This window comes from Pedobacter frigidisoli, from assembly GCF_032678525.1.
In the GTDB taxonomy this organism is placed as follows: Bacteria; Bacteroidota; Bacteroidia; order Sphingobacteriales; family Sphingobacteriaceae; genus Pedobacter; species Pedobacter frigidisoli_A.
The window spans coordinates 795,213-813,173 of the sequence record NZ_JAVTSE010000002.1 but is presented as its reverse complement, the minus strand read 5'-3'; the positions used below and the strand labels follow the sequence as shown (position 1 = coordinate 813,173).

At 38.9% G+C, this 17,961-nt stretch carries 21 protein-coding genes; 8 read left to right on the top strand and 13 right to left on the bottom strand.

The features are described 5' to 3' along the window. Positions 1-109: 109 nt before the first annotated feature. The 4 genes from lpxD to R2Q80_RS08550 are packed head-to-tail and all read left to right on the top strand — an operon-like array spanning position 110 to position 4,008. Complete coding sequence (lpxD, locus tag R2Q80_RS08565; RefSeq protein WP_316799192.1) at positions 110-1,186, top strand: UDP-3-O-(3-hydroxymyristoyl)glucosamine N-acyltransferase; 1,077 nt, start codon at positions 110-112, stop codon at positions 1,184-1,186. Next, positions 1,176-2,588, top strand: coding sequence for a bifunctional UDP-3-O-[3-hydroxymyristoyl] N-acetylglucosamine deacetylase/3-hydroxyacyl-ACP dehydratase (locus R2Q80_RS08560; RefSeq protein ID WP_047799665.1), 1,413 nt, complete (start codon positions 1,176-1,178; stop codon positions 2,586-2,588). The genes lpxD and R2Q80_RS08560 overlap by 11 nt, the downstream gene beginning before the upstream one ends. After that, positions 2,588-3,373 (top strand): acyl-ACP--UDP-N-acetylglucosamine O-acyltransferase, encoded by a 786-nt coding sequence (lpxA, locus tag R2Q80_RS08555; protein WP_010599175.1) that lies wholly within the window; start codon positions 2,588-2,590, stop codon positions 3,371-3,373. Before R2Q80_RS08560 ends, lpxA begins: the two co-directional genes overlap by 1 nt. 20 nt (positions 3,374-3,393) lie before the next feature. Further along, positions 3,394-4,008: an ABC transporter ATP-binding protein gene (locus R2Q80_RS08550; protein ID WP_316799191.1), complete on the top strand. Its 615-nt coding sequence runs from the start codon at positions 3,394-3,396 to the stop codon at positions 4,006-4,008. A gap of 349 nt (positions 4,009-4,357) precedes the next feature. Here R2Q80_RS08550 and R2Q80_RS08545 read toward each other — a convergent pair whose 3' ends face one another. Together R2Q80_RS08545 and R2Q80_RS08540 are read right to left on the bottom strand one after the other, a co-directional pair. Then, positions 4,358-6,739 carry a prolyl oligopeptidase family serine peptidase gene (locus R2Q80_RS08545; protein ID WP_316799190.1) on the bottom strand — a complete coding sequence of 794 codons (2,382 nt, stop codon included), beginning with the start codon at positions 6,737-6,739 and terminating at the stop codon, positions 4,358-4,360. Between the two features lie 79 nt (positions 6,740-6,818). After that, positions 6,819-8,006 carry a hypothetical protein gene (locus R2Q80_RS08540; RefSeq protein ID WP_316799189.1) on the bottom strand — a complete coding sequence of 396 codons (1,188 nt, stop codon included), beginning with the start codon at positions 8,004-8,006 and terminating at the stop codon, positions 6,819-6,821. A gap of 135 nt (positions 8,007-8,141) precedes the next feature. On the opposite strand from R2Q80_RS08540, the gene R2Q80_RS08535 reads away from it, so the two are divergent. Next, complete coding sequence (locus R2Q80_RS08535; protein ID WP_316799188.1) at positions 8,142-8,666, top strand: YfiT family bacillithiol transferase; 525 nt, start codon at positions 8,142-8,144, stop codon at positions 8,664-8,666. A gap of 42 nt (positions 8,667-8,708) precedes the next feature. Here the strand turns inward: R2Q80_RS08535 and R2Q80_RS08530 are convergent, their stop codons facing one another. From R2Q80_RS08530 to R2Q80_RS08500, 7 genes are all read right to left on the bottom strand, one after another. Continuing rightward, positions 8,709-9,431, bottom strand: a complete 723-nt coding sequence (locus R2Q80_RS08530) for a heavy-metal-associated domain-containing protein (RefSeq protein ID WP_316799187.1) — start codon at positions 9,429-9,431, stop codon at positions 8,709-8,711. Between the two features lie 124 nt (positions 9,432-9,555). Continuing rightward, the gene (gene ygiD, locus R2Q80_RS08525; RefSeq protein ID WP_316799186.1) at positions 9,556-10,380 is read right to left on the bottom strand and encodes a 4,5-DOPA dioxygenase extradiol; all 825 of its coding nucleotides are present in this window, start codon (positions 10,378-10,380) and stop codon (positions 9,556-9,558) included. Positions 10,381-10,482: 102 nt separating this feature from the next. Continuing rightward, positions 10,483-11,037, bottom strand: a complete 555-nt coding sequence (locus R2Q80_RS08520; protein WP_316799185.1) for a helix-turn-helix domain-containing protein — start codon at positions 11,035-11,037, stop codon at positions 10,483-10,485. Further along, complete coding sequence (locus R2Q80_RS08515; protein WP_316799184.1) at positions 11,037-11,540, bottom strand: DUF3347 domain-containing protein; 504 nt, start codon at positions 11,538-11,540, stop codon at positions 11,037-11,039. The genes R2Q80_RS08520 and R2Q80_RS08515 overlap by 1 nt, the downstream gene beginning before the upstream one ends. 8 nt (positions 11,541-11,548) lie before the next feature. After that, positions 11,549-12,361, bottom strand: coding sequence for a hypothetical protein (locus R2Q80_RS08510; protein ID WP_316799183.1), 813 nt, complete (start codon positions 12,359-12,361; stop codon positions 11,549-11,551). 3 nt (positions 12,362-12,364) lie between these two features. Continuing rightward, positions 12,365-12,901, bottom strand: a complete 537-nt coding sequence (locus R2Q80_RS08505; RefSeq protein WP_316799182.1) for a heavy-metal-associated domain-containing protein — start codon at positions 12,899-12,901, stop codon at positions 12,365-12,367. 76 nt (positions 12,902-12,977) lie between these two features. Beyond that, the gene (locus R2Q80_RS08500; protein ID WP_316799181.1) at positions 12,978-13,376 is read right to left on the bottom strand and encodes an HYC_CC_PP family protein; all 399 of its coding nucleotides are present in this window, start codon (positions 13,374-13,376) and stop codon (positions 12,978-12,980) included. Between the two features lie 94 nt (positions 13,377-13,470). Between R2Q80_RS08500 and R2Q80_RS08495 the strand changes: the two genes are divergently transcribed. Both R2Q80_RS08495 and R2Q80_RS08490 read left to right on the top strand, forming a co-directional pair. Then, positions 13,471-14,175, top strand: coding sequence for a peptidylprolyl isomerase (locus R2Q80_RS08495; protein WP_316799180.1), 705 nt, complete (start codon positions 13,471-13,473; stop codon positions 14,173-14,175). A 60-nt stretch (positions 14,176-14,235) separates the two neighbouring features. Further along, positions 14,236-15,003 (top strand): exodeoxyribonuclease III, encoded by a 768-nt coding sequence (locus R2Q80_RS08490; RefSeq protein WP_316799179.1) that lies wholly within the window; start codon positions 14,236-14,238, stop codon positions 15,001-15,003. Here the strand turns inward: R2Q80_RS08490 and R2Q80_RS08485 are convergent. From R2Q80_RS08485 to efp (R2Q80_RS08470), 4 genes are all read right to left on the bottom strand, one after another. Further along, positions 15,000-15,158 carry a hypothetical protein gene (locus R2Q80_RS08485; protein ID WP_316799178.1) on the bottom strand — a complete coding sequence of 53 codons (159 nt, stop codon included), beginning with the start codon at positions 15,156-15,158 and terminating at the stop codon, positions 15,000-15,002. The genes R2Q80_RS08490 and R2Q80_RS08485 overlap by 4 nt on opposite strands. Positions 15,159-15,163: 5 nt before the next feature. Continuing rightward, positions 15,164-15,724: a 5-formyltetrahydrofolate cyclo-ligase gene (locus R2Q80_RS08480; protein WP_316799177.1), complete on the bottom strand. Its 561-nt coding sequence runs from the start codon at positions 15,722-15,724 to the stop codon at positions 15,164-15,166. A 98-nt stretch (positions 15,725-15,822) separates the two neighbouring features. Next, positions 15,823-16,383, bottom strand: coding sequence for an elongation factor P (efp, locus tag R2Q80_RS08475; RefSeq protein WP_047799679.1), 561 nt, complete (start codon positions 16,381-16,383; stop codon positions 15,823-15,825). Between the two features lie 101 nt (positions 16,384-16,484). Next, positions 16,485-17,045: an elongation factor P gene (gene efp / locus R2Q80_RS08470; protein WP_047799680.1), complete on the bottom strand. Its 561-nt coding sequence runs from the start codon at positions 17,043-17,045 to the stop codon at positions 16,485-16,487. A gap of 269 nt (positions 17,046-17,314) precedes the next feature. Between efp (R2Q80_RS08470) and R2Q80_RS08465 the strand changes: the two genes are divergently transcribed. After that, positions 17,315-17,947 carry a peroxiredoxin gene (locus R2Q80_RS08465; RefSeq protein WP_316799176.1) on the top strand — a complete coding sequence of 211 codons (633 nt, stop codon included), beginning with the start codon at positions 17,315-17,317 and terminating at the stop codon, positions 17,945-17,947. The last annotated feature ends 14 nt before the right edge of the window (positions 17,948-17,961 follow it).

Here is a 17,961-nt window from a genome sequence, read left to right as displayed (position 1 = left end):
AATATTTGACTTTTGCTGCCGTTTTAAGTCTTACTATTGTGTAAAATATACAAGGCTTAACCTTCGCAGGTTTTTTTGTTCATATCAATTTAACATATACCTTTGTACGATGCAATTTACTGCAAAGCAGATAAGCGAGTTTTTAGATGGTTCCATTGATGGCAACCCAGAAGTCGCCGTTACCGAACTTTCTAAAATAGAAGATGGAAAAGAAGGCTCTTTGTCTTTCCTTTCCAATCCTAAGTATGAGAACTTTTTATACTCTACTGAGGCATCTGTAGTAATTGTATCAAAAGACTTTGCTCCTACCCAATCTTACACCAGCACGCTGATTCGTGTTGACAATCCTTACAGTTCCTTTACGATATTGCTTGATAAATACAATGAGGCGATGAATGCACAGGCAGCGCAATCAGGTATAGATAAACTTGCTTTTGTTCATCCGAGTGCCAAGATTGGCAAAAATGTATTTATAGATGCTTTTGCCTATGTAGCTGAGGGTGTAATTATTGGAGATGGCTGCCGGCTTAATGCACAAACCTTTGTAGGTGCAAACTCGAAGGTTGGGGACAACAGCACCTTTTTTCCAGGTGTTAAGGTATATCATAATTCAATCATTGGAAACCGGGTTACTGTACACTCGAATACGGTGATCGGAAGTGATGGTTTTGGCTTTGCACCCCAGAAAGACGGGACATACAATAAGATCCCTCAGATTGGCAATGTTATTATAGAGGACGATGTTGAGATTGGGGCTAACACAACAGTTGACAGGGCCACAATGGGCTCTACGATTGTAAAAAAAGGGGCTAAAATCGATAATCTTATTCAGATTGCACATAATGTGGAGATTGGTGAGAACACTGTACTTGCTGCGCAATCAGGCATATCGGGCAGTACTAAAATTGGTCCGAACAGTGTTGTTGGAGGCCAGGTAGGCATTGCAGGCCACTTAACGCTGGCTAAAGGAACCCAGATTGGTGCGCAGGCGGGCATAAATTTTAATATTACTGAAGAAGATAAGCAATGGCATGGTAGTCCAGCCCAACCTTTGCGTAACTGGATGCGTGCATCGGTTATTTTCAAGCATTTGCCTGCTATTGAGAAAAGAATAAATACGCTCGAAGAAGAACTGAAAAAGCTAACTGCTGAACTGGAAAAGAACACATTACATAATGAACGTTAGACAAAAAACGATTAAAAAAGAAATATCAGCCTCTGGAGTTGGTTTACACACCGGAGCTAATGTTACCCTTACCTTTTGCCCTGCACCAGAAAACCATGGTTTTAAATTTCAACGTGTTGATTTAGATGGGCATCCGATCATCGATGCCGATGCAGATAACGTAACTGATACTTCAAGAGGGACCACCATTACCCAGAATGGAGCAAGTGTAAGTACCGTAGAGCATGTGATGGCTTCGTTAGTTGGTATGGATCTGGACAATGTTTTGATCAAACTTGACGGGCCTGAAACGCCAATTATGGATGGCAGTTCGATTCAGTTTATTGATTTACTGGAAGAAGTTGGTTCGATTGAACAAAATGCGGATCGCGAATACTTCACTATCCCACATAACATTACGTATACGGAGGCCGACAGAAAGGTAGAGATTGTGGCGATGCCATTAGATGACTACCGTTTTACGTGCATGATTGATTATAACTCGCCTGTACTTGGGAGTCAGCATGCGGGAATTAATACCATTGCTGAGTTTAAAAAAGAGATTGCTTCATGCCGTACTTTTTGCTTTCTACACGAACTGGAGTATCAATTACAGCATAACCTGATTAAAGGCGGTGATTTAAACAATGCCATTGTTATTGTTGATAAGGAGGTAACGAAGGCTGAACTGAGTCATTTGGCCAAACTATTTAACCGTGCAGATATTGACGTTGCCCCTCAGGGAATTTTAAACAATATGGAGCTGCGTTACCAGAATGAGCCTGCAAGACATAAATTGCTGGATATGATTGGAGATCTGGCACTGGTTGGTATGCACCTGAAAGGTCACATTATGGCTGCCCGTCCGGGTCATGCAGCGAATGTTGCCTTTGCTAAGAAAATAAAAGCTGCTATCAAAAAAGAGAAGAATAAAAAAATACAGAAGGTTTACGATCCAAGTGCCAAACCACTTTTCGACGTGGTGAAGATCATGGAAATATTACCTCACCGTCAGCCATTTCTATTTGTTGACAAGATCCTTGAATTATCAAAAAACCATGTTGTGGGCGTTAAAAACGTTACCATGAACGAGGAATTTTTCAAGGGGCATTTTCCTGGGGCACCTGTTTTCCCAGGAGTAATTCAAATTGAGGCTATGGCTCAGGTAGGTGGGATTTTAGTTTTATGCACTGTTCCGGATCCTGAAAATTACCTTACTTATTTCTTAAAAATAGATAATGTGCGATTCCGGGCGCAGGTGTTACCAGGTGACACGATTGTTTTCCGTTGCGACTTACTTGAACCGATCAGGAGGGGTATTGCCCAAATGAAAGGCGTGGGCATGGTTGGTGAAAAAATCGTAGTAGAAGCCGAAATGATGGCTCAAATTTCAAAAGTTAAACAAGCAGAACCAGCCCAATAATGATACAACCATTAGCATATATACATCCCCAGGCAAAAATAGCCGAAAACGTAGTTATTGAACCTTTTGTAGTGATACATAAAGACGTTGTAATTGGCGAAGGTACCTGGATTGGCTCAAATGTTACCATTATGGATGGTGCACGCATTGGTAAAAACTGCCGTATTTTCCCCGGAGCTGTGATCTCTGGTGAACCTCAGGATTTGAAATTTGCCGGCGAAGTAACTACTGCAGAAATTGGCGACAATACGACCATTCGTGAGTGTGTTACCATTAACCGTGGAACTAAAGACAAGTGGAAAACGGTTATAGGCAGTAATTGTCTGATTCAGGCTTATTCGCATATTGCGCACGATTGTGAAGTTGGTAACAACTGTATATTTTCAAACAGCACTACCCTTGCGGGGCACATCACCATTGGCAATAATGTGGTACTTGCCGGTTTGGTTGCGATACATCAGTTTGTAAAAGTTGGTTCATATGCTTTTGTAACTGGTGGTTCATTGGTGCGTAAAGATGTCCCCCCGTATGTTAAGGCTGCCCGTGAACCCCTTTCATATGCAGGGATCAACTCAGTTGGTTTGCGCAGGCGAGGTTTTACAAACGAGCAAATTGATGAAATCCAGGAAATTTACCGGGTGTTATTTGTGAAGCACAATAATGTAACCAAAGCATTGGATATGATAGAAGCGGAATTTAAACCGACTGAGATACGTGATGAGATTGTTGATTTCATCCGGAACTCAAACAGAGGGGTAATGAAAGGTTTTGGAATGGGTAGTTAATTGTAGCGGCTGCGCGAAGGATGGAAATAGCTTTGAACAATGTGGGTCGCAGATTCAATAAAGAGTGGATTTTCAGATCTTTAACAACAGTGTTTACTTCGGGGATCAGCTATGCGATCTTGGGCCCTAATGGCTCAGGAAAATCGACCTTATTAAGTATTTTAACAGGCAGTTTAGTCCCTTCAGAGGGAAATATATCCTTCTATAATGGTAAAGATTTACCTGTGGAAGAGGTCTACCAATACATCAGTTTAGCAGCTCCATATCTTGAACTCGTCGAAACCTTTACACTTAAGGAGATCATTGACTTTCACTTTAAATTCAAGTCATTTGCGGATGGCGTAGATTCAAAATCGCTTATTTCCATTTTAGGACTGGAAAAGGCTGCGAACAAACAAATCAAATATTTCTCATCAGGAATGAAGCAGAGAACCAAACTTGCTTTAGCCTGTTGCTCCGATTCTCCTATATTATTTCTGGATGAACCGACGAGCAATTTAGATGTACAGGGAATCACCTGGTATCGTGAACTCATGGAAAAATTTACGAAAGAAAGGCTAACTATTATCGGTTCGAATCAAATTCTCGAGTATGATTTCTGTGATGTGCAACTACAAATAGCTGACTATAAGTAAATTGTTACGGATTGATGATGTCTACACAGACTTACATTTGTCATTCATTTGTATTATAAAAATATTTTATTAAAAATATTTTGTAATTGATAAATTGTTCTTACCTTTGCACCACCAAAACGAGAAACAAATATTAATTATTTCATCGTTTAGAAACAACAATATTTTCCGTTTATGCGGAATTGAATATATAGCTGTAAAAGGCAAAAGATTTTTTCATAGTTTAGTTTGAGGTTTAGGTTGATTATGCCTTTGGAGTGGTTCCCAAAGGCATTTCTTTTGCCCTTAACTTTTTATCATCAGGATTTCCAGAAGCCCTGCTGATGGTGATCAGCAGGGTTGATCATTGTTATTTCAGTGTTTTCTCAAACAGATTAAAAATTCGTTTATATTCATCAGTCCAGCTGGCTGGCTCAACAAAACCATGATCCTCTACCGGGTAAACTGCGAGCTCCCAATTATTTTTACCAAGTTCAATAAAGCGCTGCGTGAGGCGAACGATATCCTGAAAGTGAACATTAACATCCACCATTCCATGCGCCATGAGCAGATTGCCTTTTAATTTATCAGCAAAATATATGGGTGAACTTTTTTTATAGGCAATAGGGTCGTTGAAAGGCTCGTTCAGAATATTAGATGTATATCCATGATTGTAGTGTGCCCAGTCGGTAACCGAGCGTAAGGCTGCTCCACTGGCGAAAACATCTGATTCGTTAAACATAGCCATTAAGGTAATGAAACCTCCGTACGAGCCTCCATATAAGCCCACGTGCTTAGGATTTACACTATACTTCTCTACCAGAAACTTCACCCCATCAACCTGATCGGTTAAATCCTTTCCGCCCATAAAACGATAAATACCGGTTCGATGATCTCTTCCATAACCAGAACTGGCGGTATAATCAATATCTATTACCGTGTATCCATTATCTGCGAGCAGGTTATTGAACATAAATTCCCTGAAGTAAGTGCTCCAGCCGAAGTGAACATTCTGCAGGTAGCCAGCTCCATGTACGAATACCACTGCAGGGTGGCTGGCAGCGGGGTGAGCAGATTTATAAACCCTAGCATAAACATCGGCCCCGTAGCGGTTTTTAAAGGAAACCAGATCCGGCTCACGCCATTGATAAGAATTAAATTCTGCAGATGTGGAGGTTGTTATTTTAAGGGCCTTTGCGCCAGCCTTATTTGGCTGAAGATAAAGTTCGCCGGGCTTGTTCATATACGAATAGCTGATGGCGATATATTTTTCATCAGGCGAAAGGGTTATATCGCTCAACCCCTTCATGCTAGTGAGTTGAATGATTTCACCCCCATTTACACTAATCTTAAAGAAATTGATAATTCCGGGGTGTTCCTTATTGGCTTTGAAATAGAAATAGTTTTTGTCTTTGGAAAGCTCCAGTGTTTGAACTTCCCATTTACCTGAAGTAAGTTGCTTTTTCTCTCCGCTGGCTACGTCTGCGACATACAAATGCGAATACCCGGACGCCTCACTTTGATAATAAAAGCGGTTATTGTCAATCCAGCCTGTACTTCCCTGGTAAAAACCACTAATTCCGGGGCCACCAATCCAAGCTTCATCATGCTGCCTGTCGATGAGGTTAAATTTACCCGTGGCAGCGTCAAGCTTTAAAATCCAGCGGTCTTTGTTATCGAGAGAAGTTGCAATTACTACAGCTGTTGTACCTTTCTCATTCCATAAAGGACCGAAAAAATTAACGGGTCTATCAGCATTCTTCTTTTTTAAACTGTCTAATTCCTTTGGATAATCTTTATAGAATTCCGGGATGTCCTTTATTCCGGTGATGGTTGATGTTTGAATGCTGTAAACAGAATCCTTTACGGTATCGTAAATAAATCCCTGAGAAAGGTTTTCATTCTCACCAACCTTTGTCCTTCCCGCAATGTCTTCTGTGTAACCAGAAGCGGTTACATAATTTGGTACAATAGTATTATGATTGCCGATAGCCGCAGTTGTAAGTTTATAGGTTATAAACCGGCCATCAGGACTGATTACTATTCCATTTAAAAACTTATCGTCTGTATACAGTGGTTTAAGCGGTTTTGAATCCGCAGTCTGAGCTCCGAAACGACCCCTGCCGCCACGTCCTGCACTACGTGTTTCAGCATTCCTCTTTTTTATGATATCAAACAATTCAGTCTGTTGCGCCTTTAGCCAGTTATCCTGTTCAGTGGCTGGTTTTGAAATGGTCCTTCCGGGGGCTTTACCTTTTACAAAATTGGTTAACTGTTTAGTCTCAGCAGTTTTCGGGCTCAATTGAAAAAGATTGTCACCAAGCTGATATATCACATCTCCGTTGGTTAAGAAAGCAGGGCTACTTTCTCTTTCCATAGTATTGGTCAACCTTGTCTCCTTTTTGCTTTTAATGTCACGGATGTAGATGTCTCCGCTTTTTTCAACCAGTCCGAGTGATTTATCCTTGTTATAAACATAATTTAAGCTCAGAAGCTTCTCATCTTCCTTCTCGGCAGCCTTTAATGGACTGGACGAAACTGTAGAGATTTTATATAATTCTTCTTTGGCCTTATTTTCGGGATTCCAGTTAAAGTATAAAGTTTTACTATCCGCTGTCCATCTGAAATTTGTTGGCGAATTTCCCATCCACTTTGGATCACGCATGATTTTTTCGACAGTAAGCGGAGATATTTGCTGCGCAAAGGTATAGCTGCCCGTGCAGAGCAATAGGAAAAGTAAAGATTTCTTCATGAACATTGGTTTGGATAATGCAATTTAGACAATGCAGAAACTAAATCATGAAGGAAATGGAAATGTTACAAGCAGTTAGTTATCTGATTACCCTTCCTGTTCTATCTACATTAACTACATCAAATGGTTTTAAATACTCGTTTATAATCACCGAAAACTCTCTGCGTGTTAGTATCTTATTCAAATCGAATTTAGAATTGAACCTGTAGTTTTTACTCCATTTTCTTTCGATTTCTGATTTAGTCGCCTCAGGCGCTTTATTACCAACATAGCAAACCATAGAGATTGTATTTTCCAGATTCATGGGAACATTTTGGTGATCATCGAACCAAATCTGTGCTTTATAGTAGTAATCTTTTATAGGCTGCTTAATTTCCTCATCAGTAACTTTTATTTCAGGATTAAAATACAGCTTTTCATTTTTGGTTTCTGCCTTCAAAATTCCTGTAACACCGACCTTCTGAATGGCCAGCCAGCTTGAATCAGCAGTTTTAACATCATCAAAAGGCATTAAAGATAGTTTATAACTTAATAATTCACCTTGTATTCGTTTGAGGTTTGATAAACTTGTTTTGGTTTGAAAAAAAGCTGCATAAGCAGCTGTTGCACCAGCTGCCTGACCTGTTTCGAAAGCATCAGCATTGATGTATAAAATATTTTCCTGATTTGGGATGAGTAAATTATAAAGTGAAAGAAATTTTAAACTTCCGCTTATGGCACCAATAGAAGTCCGGTAAGCATTTTCCTGATAATTAACCTTTATTATTTGTGCAGGCTTTAAAGTTTGTACTTTCAAAGCAGCATAAATTTGTTCAGGGTGATCAGTTATAATCAAAACCTTTGCCTTAATGCTTCTGTCTTTATTAATCTTTGCTTCCCACCCGCTTCCTGAGCGCTCAATTTCAGTTACCGGAGTATTATTAATCACATCAAAAAGCTTAGAACTATCCGACCAAGTTTTAACCACTGCGTTGAAAATCTGACTGGTTATTAGGGGAAGCGGAATACTATCTGCCAGTTTTAAAGATTTTCTGGCTCTTTTATCAAAAGCTTTGGTTACCCCGCTTTGCGTAAGTTTTCTATATTCATCTATTTTAAACCCATCGCTTTGTGTTAAAACAATCGAATTTACACCCGACTCAGATGCCTGTACACCTGCAGCAAAGGCGGCATTTCCGTTGCCTAAAATTAATACATCTGTTTTAATGGTTTGCGCACGAGTGAGTAAAGGAAGCAGGAATGCAAAAGCAAAAAACAGTATCTTCATTTAGCGTAGTTTAAATTAACTGCAATATGCTTTAAATGCATGAATTTTTAATGAAACACATTCATTTTAACTAAAATTAACCGCTGCAATGATACATTAAGTACTATTTTTTCATAAAATGAGTACATTGCTTACATGGATTTAGAACAACTTAAATACCCAACCGGCCAGTTTATAATGCCTGATCTTTTTGATCAGCAGCAGGTAGAAACCTGGATTTCGGAAATTGAAGCTTTACCTGGTGAAATCAAAGAAGCGACTGAAAATTTAAGTGACGCGGAATTAGATCAGCCTTATCGCCCGGGGGGCTGGACATTAAGACAGGTTATACACCATATTCCCGATAGCCATATGAACGCCTATATCAGGTTTAAGCAAGCCATAACGGAAGATATACCCGTTATAAGACCTTACCATGAGGAGCGCTGGGCTGAAACAGACGAAGCAAAAAACGGTAACATTGAAATGTCTGTTGCCTTATTAAGTGCTTTACACCAGCGATGGGTAACTTTTCTAAAAACACTGAAGCTGGAAGATTATCAAAGAAGGTACATCCATCCGGCACAGGGTAAAGAACTTACTTTGGCAAATATGCTGGGAATGTATGCCTGGCATGGTAAACATCATCTTGCACATATTACAACTACTATAAACAACTAATATCAGAAGCAGAAATAGATTTAGTAATGATAATATCCTGATTTACATCACTATCAGCATGGCTGCACTCATGGCTATCATTATTGCATCTTCTACAATGGTAACCGTACTCATTGGTAAATTAAACACTGCACCTAAACAGGCGCATTGAATTTTCTTTTTATTGATTACGCTCTCCAAAACGCCCAGAATACTTACAGTCATTACAACCAATGTTACCCAGTTTAAGATTACCGGCGATAAGTTAAATGCGAAACCTAAGCCTAAACCCAGTTCAATGAATGCGTAAACATAACCCCATGCGCTAAATTTTTTAGCCACAATATCATACATGGCATAACTTTCGGCAAACGCCTTTAGATTAAGCATTTTAAAAAAAGAGAATACGAGGAAAAAGCCAGCCATAAATACCCGCATAAACACCATGGCATTCAAGGTGTTGTTTTGCCACGCAAACATTAACGATATTGCCGTTACGTAACCAAAAATCAATAAAATTGGCTTGTAGGTTTGTACCCACGATCTGGTTTCATCCTGTACCTCGTAATGAGCTGTTTCAGTAATCTGATATTTACTGTCATTTCCGCCAAGCGCTTTTTGCAAAGCCGCTAAACCAACGTGCTTATCCATGCCAATGGTAGCGGAATTATTTTCTTTGGAAACCTCCACAGAGGTTACATCGGGCAAGATGAGTAAGTTATTTTTAACTTTATTTTCGCAACCACTGCAGGTCATGCCTGTAAGTTGATAGGTATGTGTCATCATAAAAATTTTAAACAAAAATACCTGTTCAACACACGAATACCGTTATAGAATAATCATAAAATATTACATAATTTTAGGTATGCGAAAAACGTAGTGAATTTAATAAGGGGGGCAAATTACGCCACTATCCTACCAAAACCGAAGTCATGGTTAACGAGCCGCCTACCGCTTTATCATTGAAGAATGAAATTTCTTCCCTTTCATTTTTCATTCCTAAGGTATAAATCAGGGGCAAATAATGTTCCGGAGTTGGAACAGCAAGCATTGCTTCAGCACCTAAACTTCTATAATTAATTAAGGGCTTATGGTCGCCGTTCATGATCAGGTTTTTAAATTTCCCATTCATTTCGTTAGCCCAATCATAGCCTCCGCCATTGATCATTTCCCAGCTGAGCATGCGCAGGTTGTGCACCATGTTTCCGCTGCCAATAACCAAAATACCTTTTTTGCGAAGGGCATAAATTTCTTTTGCAATTTCGTAGTGTTGTTCCGGCGCTTTCGTATAATCTATACTTAACTGGAGAACCGGGATATTTGCTTCAGGATACATATGTCTTACAACAGTCCAGGTTCCATGATCCAGACCCCAGTCGTGATCTAACCCGACATTGACGACGTGCATGAGATCAGGTATTTCAGCGGCGAGTTTTGCATCTCCCGGTGCAGGATACTGCACATCAAAGAGTGCTTGCGGAAAGCCCCCAAAATCATGAATGGTTGAGGGGAAATCCATTGCTGTGACAAAAGTACCGCGTGTATACCAGTGAGCTGAGACAACCAGAACTGCTTTAGGAACCGGAATGTGCATCGCCAAATCCGCCCAACTCTGGCTAAACTCATTGTTCTCAATACCATTCATCGGGGAGCCATGACCGATAAAAATGGCTGGCATTAAATCGGTTTGTGGCAGACGTTGTGTAAAGTTTTTGAACTGTGATAATGCTGACATGGTCAAGAAGTTTGAATCACAAAATTACACTGCCAAATGAGGTTAAGTCTTGATTTATGATAAGAAAACGGATTCTCCGGCCGGGTTGTAGCTCATGATAAGTTAAACTTCATCCAGGGGTTTACGGTGATTTAAATTTTTATAGACAGATGGGGTTAAGCCGGTAACTTTTTTAAATTGCGAAGATAGATGGGCGACACTGCTATAATTGAGTTCAAAGGCAATTTCACTTAAAGTGAGTTCCCCGTATGTAAGCATTTCTTTAACCCGCTCTATTTTTTGAGCGATGAAATACTTTTCGATTGTCTGACTTTCGACTTCTGAAAAGATAGTACTTAATTGTGGGTATTCCAGATTAAGCAGATTACTCAGATAAGCCGAAAGATTGATTTTCAGGGGCTCTTTCGAGTAATGCACAAGATCGATAACGGAAGTTTTTATCTGTTCCGAAATCTGCGCCCGTTTATCTTCCAACAGCTCAAAACCAAATATTTTCAACTGATTTCCGATGATCAGTTTATCCGCTAATAAAATATTCTCTTGCAGCGTAACTTCACCTAAATCAACAGAAACAGGGTTAAAGCCGAGTTTTTGAAGCTCGGCTTTGACCACCATTTTGCAGCGGTTGCATACCATGTTTTTGATATGCAGTTTCATTATTTTGATTTTATCGTTTCTGCCACATCACCACAATCAAACATCATGCTTCCATAATATGGATTTTCAATGTTTTCCTTCTCATTTAACCAGCTGGCTTTTACCATCGGGCAATGCTGAACATACACCGTAGCATTATTAAATTTGATGTTTCTAACGGTTTTAATCATTGCCGAAGAAAGTAGTTCAAAAGATTTTCGCTGTGCTTTGATATCCTTTCCGGCAGCCAATTCGCTCGCCTTTGTCTTGATAATTTTTGATTGCTCCATCCATAACGTATGTTGGGCAGCAGGAAGGTCTTTATGTTGTATAGCATCAACCTTGCCAGAAAGTGCATTTGCTTTTTCTTTTGCTACATCCTGTTTGTCGGCAGCCAGTGCATTTTTTACATCGTAATAAGCCGCAAGCAGTTGGTTAAAAGCTGCATCAGTTTTACTTTGTGCAAATGTTGTTTTAGTCATTGAGATAGCAATCACAGCTATCATTACTATTATTTTTTTCATATTATAAATTATTTTAAAGCATTAAAAAAGTTAAATTCTGCCCTTAAAAGGTACATATTTTTGGTGTATCTGTTTACCATATTTCCGGTAGCCTGGAAACGATACCCAAGATCAATCCTTGTTGTGCTGTTTAAAATCAGCTGAAGTGCCGGAGCTAAATCCAGGTATGACTGGCCAGAGGAAGGATCGGTCTTACCCAGCATCTCAAAATAGATATTAAAATTCGGCTCCTTGTAATTTTTGTACACCAGGGGGAAAAGCAAATATCCTGAAGACAGGCTGTAGGATAACATGTTATTGGGCCGGGGCATTCCTGCAATCTGACTTTCATTATCCTTGAAAGCATGAGCATAGCCAAGCGTAGCAGAAAGTGCCAGTTTATGCAGCAATTGCGTAAAAATCAAACCTCCCTGTGCACCACTGTTATCTCCTTCGAGATTAATATCTCTCGTGTAGGTTGGCCGCTTACTTGTACTTACCCTTCCAAAAGCTGAAGCCCTGAAATGACTATGCGCTTCATCTATTGATAAAAACCTATATTTGGCATATAAGCTTCCTCCTTCCAGGCGATATTTTTCATCCATATCTGAAAGAAAAGCCTGTGCATGCGCCATGAGGTTTTTATTGAAACCAAACATCACTTCAGGGATTGTTCTGCTTACAAAATCAGGATTGTTAAACATACCTTCGTTGGTTAGCCTAACCCCAATGGATTTGGTTGGCATATTGCTTGCCGGCTCTGTAAACACATATAATTCCTGGGCTACAACATGACACACTGTACCGGCCAAAACCAGTACTGCAAATAGTAATTTCTTCATTTTTTAAGAAAGAACTAAGTGAAAAACACGGGTTTTCTTACCATTAACAACAGCTACACCACTTGAATAAGCATCAGAGTTTACGGTTGCAGATTGTTTTTTAAATGCAGACCCTGAGATAAAATCTTTATCAACTACAGATGCCTTTACTGTTCCGTTTAGCGTTTTATTTTTAGCATTTACAAAACGATACACATTACCGTCAACAATAGCCTGGCCTTTATCATCTACTTTAACCTGATTAAAAGTAAACTCAGCCGTTAGTCCTCCTACTGAAAAACCTGCATCCTGAACTTTTTTACGAACCATATCAAGGTTAATGTCGGCACCTTTTTTAAAGGTCAGGACAAAGATGTTTTTGTTTAAGTCGGGTTTTACTGAATTGATGAAGCCGAGTGTTTCAAGAGATTTTTGTGTTGCATTTGAACACATGGAACAAGTTAAACCGGTAACCTGTAAATCGGCTGTTGAAATTTGTTGCGCCGAAACGTTTACGGCAAAAAGAAGCATAATAATGCTGAATAATTTTATTGTTTTCATGATTTTTGAAATTAGAATTTAAGAAATAAACTTTTCCTAAGGGATGTTATACACCATTTAAGGTTTATTGATTATCCTAATTCCTGAAAATACAATTGAAAACGTACAGTGCGACACCAAGCCTGAGCGGAGGTGCTTTGTTGCTTATTTTATTAAAGAAACCTGATTTTAAATCACTAAAAGTGATCACCTGCGGATGAAGAAAAAGCTGAATTGAAAACAGCTTAGGCATTTCAATCTTAGCTTCAACCTGGTGGCTGTCTTTTACTTTTACCGTTACCTGCGTATTTTTACAGCAACCGTCGTCTTTCTTTTCAGCAGGAATATCTTTACAGAATTTGCAGGAAACAGCATCGCTGAATAGTTTGACGTTTTCCAGTTTACCACCACAGAAATGCAAACTTAAAGCAAAACCCATAACACTTACCGTATAAAGTACGGCTAAAGAAAGTGCTATTTTTTGTTTTAACTTCATCAATACAAAGGTAAAGCAAAAAAAACCGAATAACATTGGCTTTTATTTATTGAATTTCATTTTTTAAGGTAATTTAGCCGTAAACCTATACCAGATGAAGAAATTATTCCTGCTGCTTGGATTATTTGCCACCCTTTCAGCATTTGCTGTAAAGCCAAAAAATCAATATATCAGGATTAAAACTGAATTTGGTGAATGTATTATCAAGCTGTATAATGAAACGCCTCTGCACCGCGATAACTTTTTAAAGCTGACAAAAGATGGTTATTTTAACGGTACTTTATTTCACCGGGTGATTAAAGATTTTATGATCCAGGGCGGAGATCCTGATTCAAGAAATGCAAAACCTGATAGTTTGCTGGGCGAAGGGGGGCCTAAATATACCATCCCTGCAGAATTCAGAGACAGCCTCTTCCATAAAAAGGGTGTGCTTGCCGCCGCCAGAGAAGGTGATATGGTAAATCCTTCAAAAGCATCGAGTGGAAGCCAGTTTTACCTGGTGCAGGGAAAGGTTTTTAATGACGAACAATTAAATAGTGTTGAGGAAAAGCGTCTGAAGTTTAAGATACCCGAATGGCAAAGACTTGTTTATAAAACCATTGGTGGTACACCCCATTTAGACCGGAACTACACTATTTTCGGCGAGATTATTTCAGGGTTGGATATGGTGGATAAAATTGCAGTACTGACTACCGACAAAAATAACAGGCCTAAACAGGATGTTAAAATGGAGGTGACCATTTTAAAGAAACGGGAAGCCAGGAAACTTGAAAAATCGGTAACTTCAGATTCCTTATAATCTAAATGGTTATGCAAAAGGCTTTAAAGTCTTCTTCGTTTTATTGTATTTTTGCAACTCATGAAAATCATCTCATACAACGTTAATGGCATTCGGGCAGCCAGTACAAAAAATTTTTTCGGATGGTTACAAGCCACGGATGCAGACATGGTATGCTTGCAGGAGGTGAAAGCCTTGCCTGTGCAAATTCCTGAAATAATTGCTTTAATAGAGCAGCTAGGTTACCATCATTATTGGTTTCCTGCTGAAAAAAAGGGATATAGTGGCGTGGCGATTCTTACGAGAATCAAACCTATTCATGTAGAATATGGTTGTGGAGAAGAATGGATAGATAAAGAAGGAAGGATTTTAAGGGCCGATTTCGGCGATTTTTCTTTGATGAGTTTATATATGCCTTCAGGTTCAAGTGGTGACGAAAGACAGGTAAAGAAATATGATTTTATGCGGTTTTTCAACAACTATATAGGTGAGTTACGCAAGGAAATCCCGAATCTCATTGTGAGTGGCGACTATAATATCTGCCATACTGCCATTGATATCCATAATCCTAAATCGAATGCCAATTCATCAGGTTTTTTGCCTGAAGAGCGGGAATGGATGCAGCTGTTTTTAGACAATGGTTTTATCGACACCTTTCGTCATTTTAACAAAGATCCTCATCATTATACGTGGTGGAGTTACCGGGCCGGATCGAGAGGAAAGAACCTGGGCTGGCGAATCGACTATCATTTAGCCACACGACCTATGGAAAGCCGCTTGAAAAACGTCAGGATTTTACCTGATGCGATCCATTCAGATCACTGTCCGGTTTTACTGGAACTGGATTAAAGGTTTTCTGCCTCGTATTTTTCACCGGCCTTTAACATCAACTCAATTTGCTTTAAATCGGCCGGTGTTAGCTCTTCCTTTTCCTGCAATTCGAACAGAGCAATCATATTGTCTTCGTATTGTTTTTCTGTTTTGATAACGATTTCGTTCGCCATGATTGCTAAAATTTAATAATTTCTGTCGGTGTGATGCAAAAATCCAAACGGATGTCGTATTCATTTACATCATCAATTTTTTCAATTGCAGGCAACAAAGATAAACCTATTTTCCGAGCATTTGTATTTTCTAAAAATCGGTCGTAAAAGCCTTTTCCATAGCCTACCCTGTAGCCTCTTTCGTCAAACGCCAGTAAGGGAACAAATACCAGATCAACTTCTCCACTATGTACTTTACCATTTTGTGGCTCTAATATGCTATAAAGGCTTTTTTGTAGATCACCTGCTCCCAGATATTCATGGTGAGTCATTAAAGCGGTTTCAAAATCTGCTTTTGGAACAATAATTTTAATTTCTGGATGAACTTCAGTCAACCATTTAATCAGTAGAAATGTATCCGGCTCTCTTTTCTCTCTAATAGGCAAAAATATGTGGAGTGTTTTTATATCGCTAAAATCCAGACCAGTAAACTGGTCCAGCAAGCTTTTGCTTAGTAATTCATACTCTTTATCGCTAACGGCCAATCTTTCTTTTAATGCCTGTTTCCTGATTGCTGATTTTAACATGGTATCAACTAAGTAAATGAAGCGCTGGTACGCTATTTTTAAAAACCCGTTTAAAACAAAAAGCCCCGCAATGCAGGGCTTGATGTTCATTTTATGTGCTATTTTACGCGCTCAACGTACTCTCCCGTGCGGGTATCAATTTTAATTTTATCACCCTGATTCACGAACATCGGAACTTTCACTTCAACACCATTTTCAAGAGTTGCTGCTTTTAGCGCATTTGTAGAGGTATCGCCTTTAACCGCTGGTTCAGAATAGGTAATTTCGAACTCAGCAAAGTTTGGTAACTGACCCATAATTGCCTCATCGCTCTCCATTGAAACGATCACACTCATTCCTTCTTTTAAGAATTTAATTGCTGAACCAAATAAAGATTTTTCGACATTATATTGCTCGTAAGAGTTATTGTCCATTACAACCAAATAGTCTCCATCTTCATATAAGTATTGATAGTCGTTGGTTTCTACACGGCAGATTTCAACAGCCTCGTCGGTATTCATACGTGCTTCAACAATTCTACCTGTTTTAATATTTCGGAATTTACCAGTATAAAAAGCGCCGCCTTTACCTGGTGTACGGTGATTCCATTCGTCAACAGTAACCAATTCGTTATTTACACGAAGAATGTTACCTGTTTTAATTTCTGATGCTTTAGCCATATTATTTGATCCTGATTTGGATTTGTTTTCTTTTTTTTGTGACGGCAAAGGTAAAATTATTTTAACAAAAACCTATGCCGGTAAGGACTAAGGGATTAAGGTCACTTTACCCGTTCCATATAATCACCGGTTTTGGTATCAACCTTAACCTTGTCGCCCTGATTAATAAATAAGGGAACCCTGATTTCTGCTCCAGTTTCAACAGTTGCATATTTTTGTGCGCTGGTGGAAGTATCTCCTTTCACAGCTGGTTCTGTATAAGTGATTTCCAATTCAACGCTGTTGGGTAACTGGGCAACGATTGGTTCATCACTTTCGAAAGCGATGGTAACATTCATTCCTTCTTTTAGAAACTTAATTGAGCTTCCGAAGAGTAATTTTGGAATATTGTATTGTTCGAAAGTGTTGTTATCCATTACCACCAGATAATCACCATCTTCGTACAAATACTGATAATCGTTGGTTTCTACCCTGCAAATCGTTACTTCTTCATCTGTACGAAAACGATATTCTACAATTTTCCCTGTTTTCACATTACGCATGCGGGCTTGGTAGAACGCCCTTAAATTTCCAGGGGTCCGGTGAATATACTCTTCAACACTTACCAACTCTCCGTTAAAACGAAGAACGTTTCCACCTTTTACTTCAGATGCTTTTGCCATTATAGTATTAAATGTTATGTTAATTCCGAAACATCAAAGTTAAAAAATGAATTCTGATTTGAAAAAGCAAAAACCTATTTATCAGTTGGTGAGCATGATTGAGTAGGGCGTAAGAAAAATTAAATATTTATGACAACGATAATTATTTCAAAAATTATAGTTTTTAACTATATCTATATCAATAAATACAATTAACTATTAGTCATCTGCGTTTGATTGACTGGTGATTTCACCGTACCTTTGTCGCACAAAATTAAAGACAAAAAATTATGGCAATAGTAGGTAAAAAATTCCCGAGTGTTAGTATTGATGCAATGTCAGACATGGGTGATGACTTGAAAATCAATGTATTTGAAGAAGCTGTAAGCAAAAATAAAAAAGTATTGTTATTCTGGTATCCAAAAGATTTTACTTTCGTTTGTCCTACAGAATTGCACGCTTTCCAGGCTGCTTTGCCTGAGTTTGAGCAAAGAAATACCATTGTAATTGGTGCTTCCTGCGATACAAATGAAGTTCATTTTGCATGGTTAAATACACCAAAGGATAATGGTGGTATTGAAGGCGTAACCTATCCTATCTTAGCTGATACACACAGACAGCTTTCTGGTATTTTAGATATATTAGATCAGGAAGTTAATTATGACGAAGAGGGAAACGAATCTTTCTCTGGCTCGAACGTAACTTTCAGAGCCACTTATTTAATCGATGAAACAGGTAAAGTATTCCACGAAAGTGTTAACGATATGCCATTGGGTAGAAACGTTAAAGAATATTTACGTTTAATTGATGCTTATGCTCACGTTCAGAAGCATGGTGAAGTTTGCCCTGCAAACTGGGAAGAAGGCAAAGAAGCAATGAATGCAAACAGAACTGGTGTAGCAGAATATTTAGCTGCCAACTAATTAAATAAAACATT

Excerpts from the sequence above, each read along its gene's own strand:
- lpxD (WP_316799192.1), top strand. The coding sequence starts at position 110 with ATGCAATTTACTGCAAAGCAGATAAGCGAGTTTTTAGATGGTTCCATT.
- R2Q80_RS08560 (WP_047799665.1), top strand. The coding sequence starts at position 1,176 with ATGAACGTTAGACAAAAAACGATTAAAAAAGAAATATCAGCCTCTGGA.
- lpxA (WP_010599175.1), top strand. The coding sequence starts at position 2,588 with ATGATACAACCATTAGCATATATACATCCCCAGGCAAAAATAGCCGAA.
- R2Q80_RS08550 (WP_316799191.1), top strand. The coding sequence starts at position 3,394 with ATGGAAATAGCTTTGAACAATGTGGGTCGCAGATTCAATAAAGAGTGG.
- R2Q80_RS08545 (WP_316799190.1), bottom strand. The coding sequence starts at position 6,739 with ATGAAGAAATCTTTACTTTTCCTATTGCTCTGCACGGGCAGCTATACC.
- R2Q80_RS08540 (WP_316799189.1), bottom strand. The coding sequence starts at position 8,006 with ATGAAGATACTGTTTTTTGCTTTTGCATTCCTGCTTCCTTTACTCACT.
- R2Q80_RS08535 (WP_316799188.1), top strand. The coding sequence starts at position 8,142 with ATGGATTTAGAACAACTTAAATACCCAACCGGCCAGTTTATAATGCCT.
- R2Q80_RS08530 (WP_316799187.1), bottom strand. The coding sequence starts at position 9,431 with ATGATGACACATACCTATCAACTTACAGGCATGACCTGCAGTGGTTGC.
- ygiD (WP_316799186.1), bottom strand. The coding sequence starts at position 10,380 with ATGTCAGCATTATCACAGTTCAAAAACTTTACACAACGTCTGCCACAA.
- R2Q80_RS08520 (WP_316799185.1), bottom strand. The coding sequence starts at position 11,037 with ATGAAACTGCATATCAAAAACATGGTATGCAACCGCTGCAAAATGGTG.
- R2Q80_RS08515 (WP_316799184.1), bottom strand. The coding sequence starts at position 11,540 with ATGAAAAAAATAATAGTAATGATAGCTGTGATTGCTATCTCAATGACT.
- R2Q80_RS08510 (WP_316799183.1), bottom strand. The coding sequence starts at position 12,361 with ATGAAGAAATTACTATTTGCAGTACTGGTTTTGGCCGGTACAGTGTGT.
- R2Q80_RS08505 (WP_316799182.1), bottom strand. The coding sequence starts at position 12,901 with ATGAAAACAATAAAATTATTCAGCATTATTATGCTTCTTTTTGCCGTA.
- R2Q80_RS08500 (WP_316799181.1), bottom strand. The coding sequence starts at position 13,376 with ATGAAGTTAAAACAAAAAATAGCACTTTCTTTAGCCGTACTTTATACG.
- R2Q80_RS08495 (WP_316799180.1), top strand. The coding sequence starts at position 13,471 with ATGAAGAAATTATTCCTGCTGCTTGGATTATTTGCCACCCTTTCAGCA.
- R2Q80_RS08490 (WP_316799179.1), top strand. The coding sequence starts at position 14,236 with ATGAAAATCATCTCATACAACGTTAATGGCATTCGGGCAGCCAGTACA.
- R2Q80_RS08485 (WP_316799178.1), bottom strand. The coding sequence starts at position 15,158 with ATGGCGAACGAAATCGTTATCAAAACAGAAAAACAATACGAAGACAAT.
- R2Q80_RS08480 (WP_316799177.1), bottom strand. The coding sequence starts at position 15,724 with ATGTTAAAATCAGCAATCAGGAAACAGGCATTAAAAGAAAGATTGGCC.
- efp (WP_047799679.1), bottom strand. The coding sequence starts at position 16,383 with ATGGCTAAAGCATCAGAAATTAAAACAGGTAACATTCTTCGTGTAAAT.
- efp (WP_047799680.1), bottom strand. The coding sequence starts at position 17,045 with ATGGCAAAAGCATCTGAAGTAAAAGGTGGAAACGTTCTTCGTTTTAAC.
- R2Q80_RS08465 (WP_316799176.1), top strand. The coding sequence starts at position 17,315 with ATGGCAATAGTAGGTAAAAAATTCCCGAGTGTTAGTATTGATGCAATG.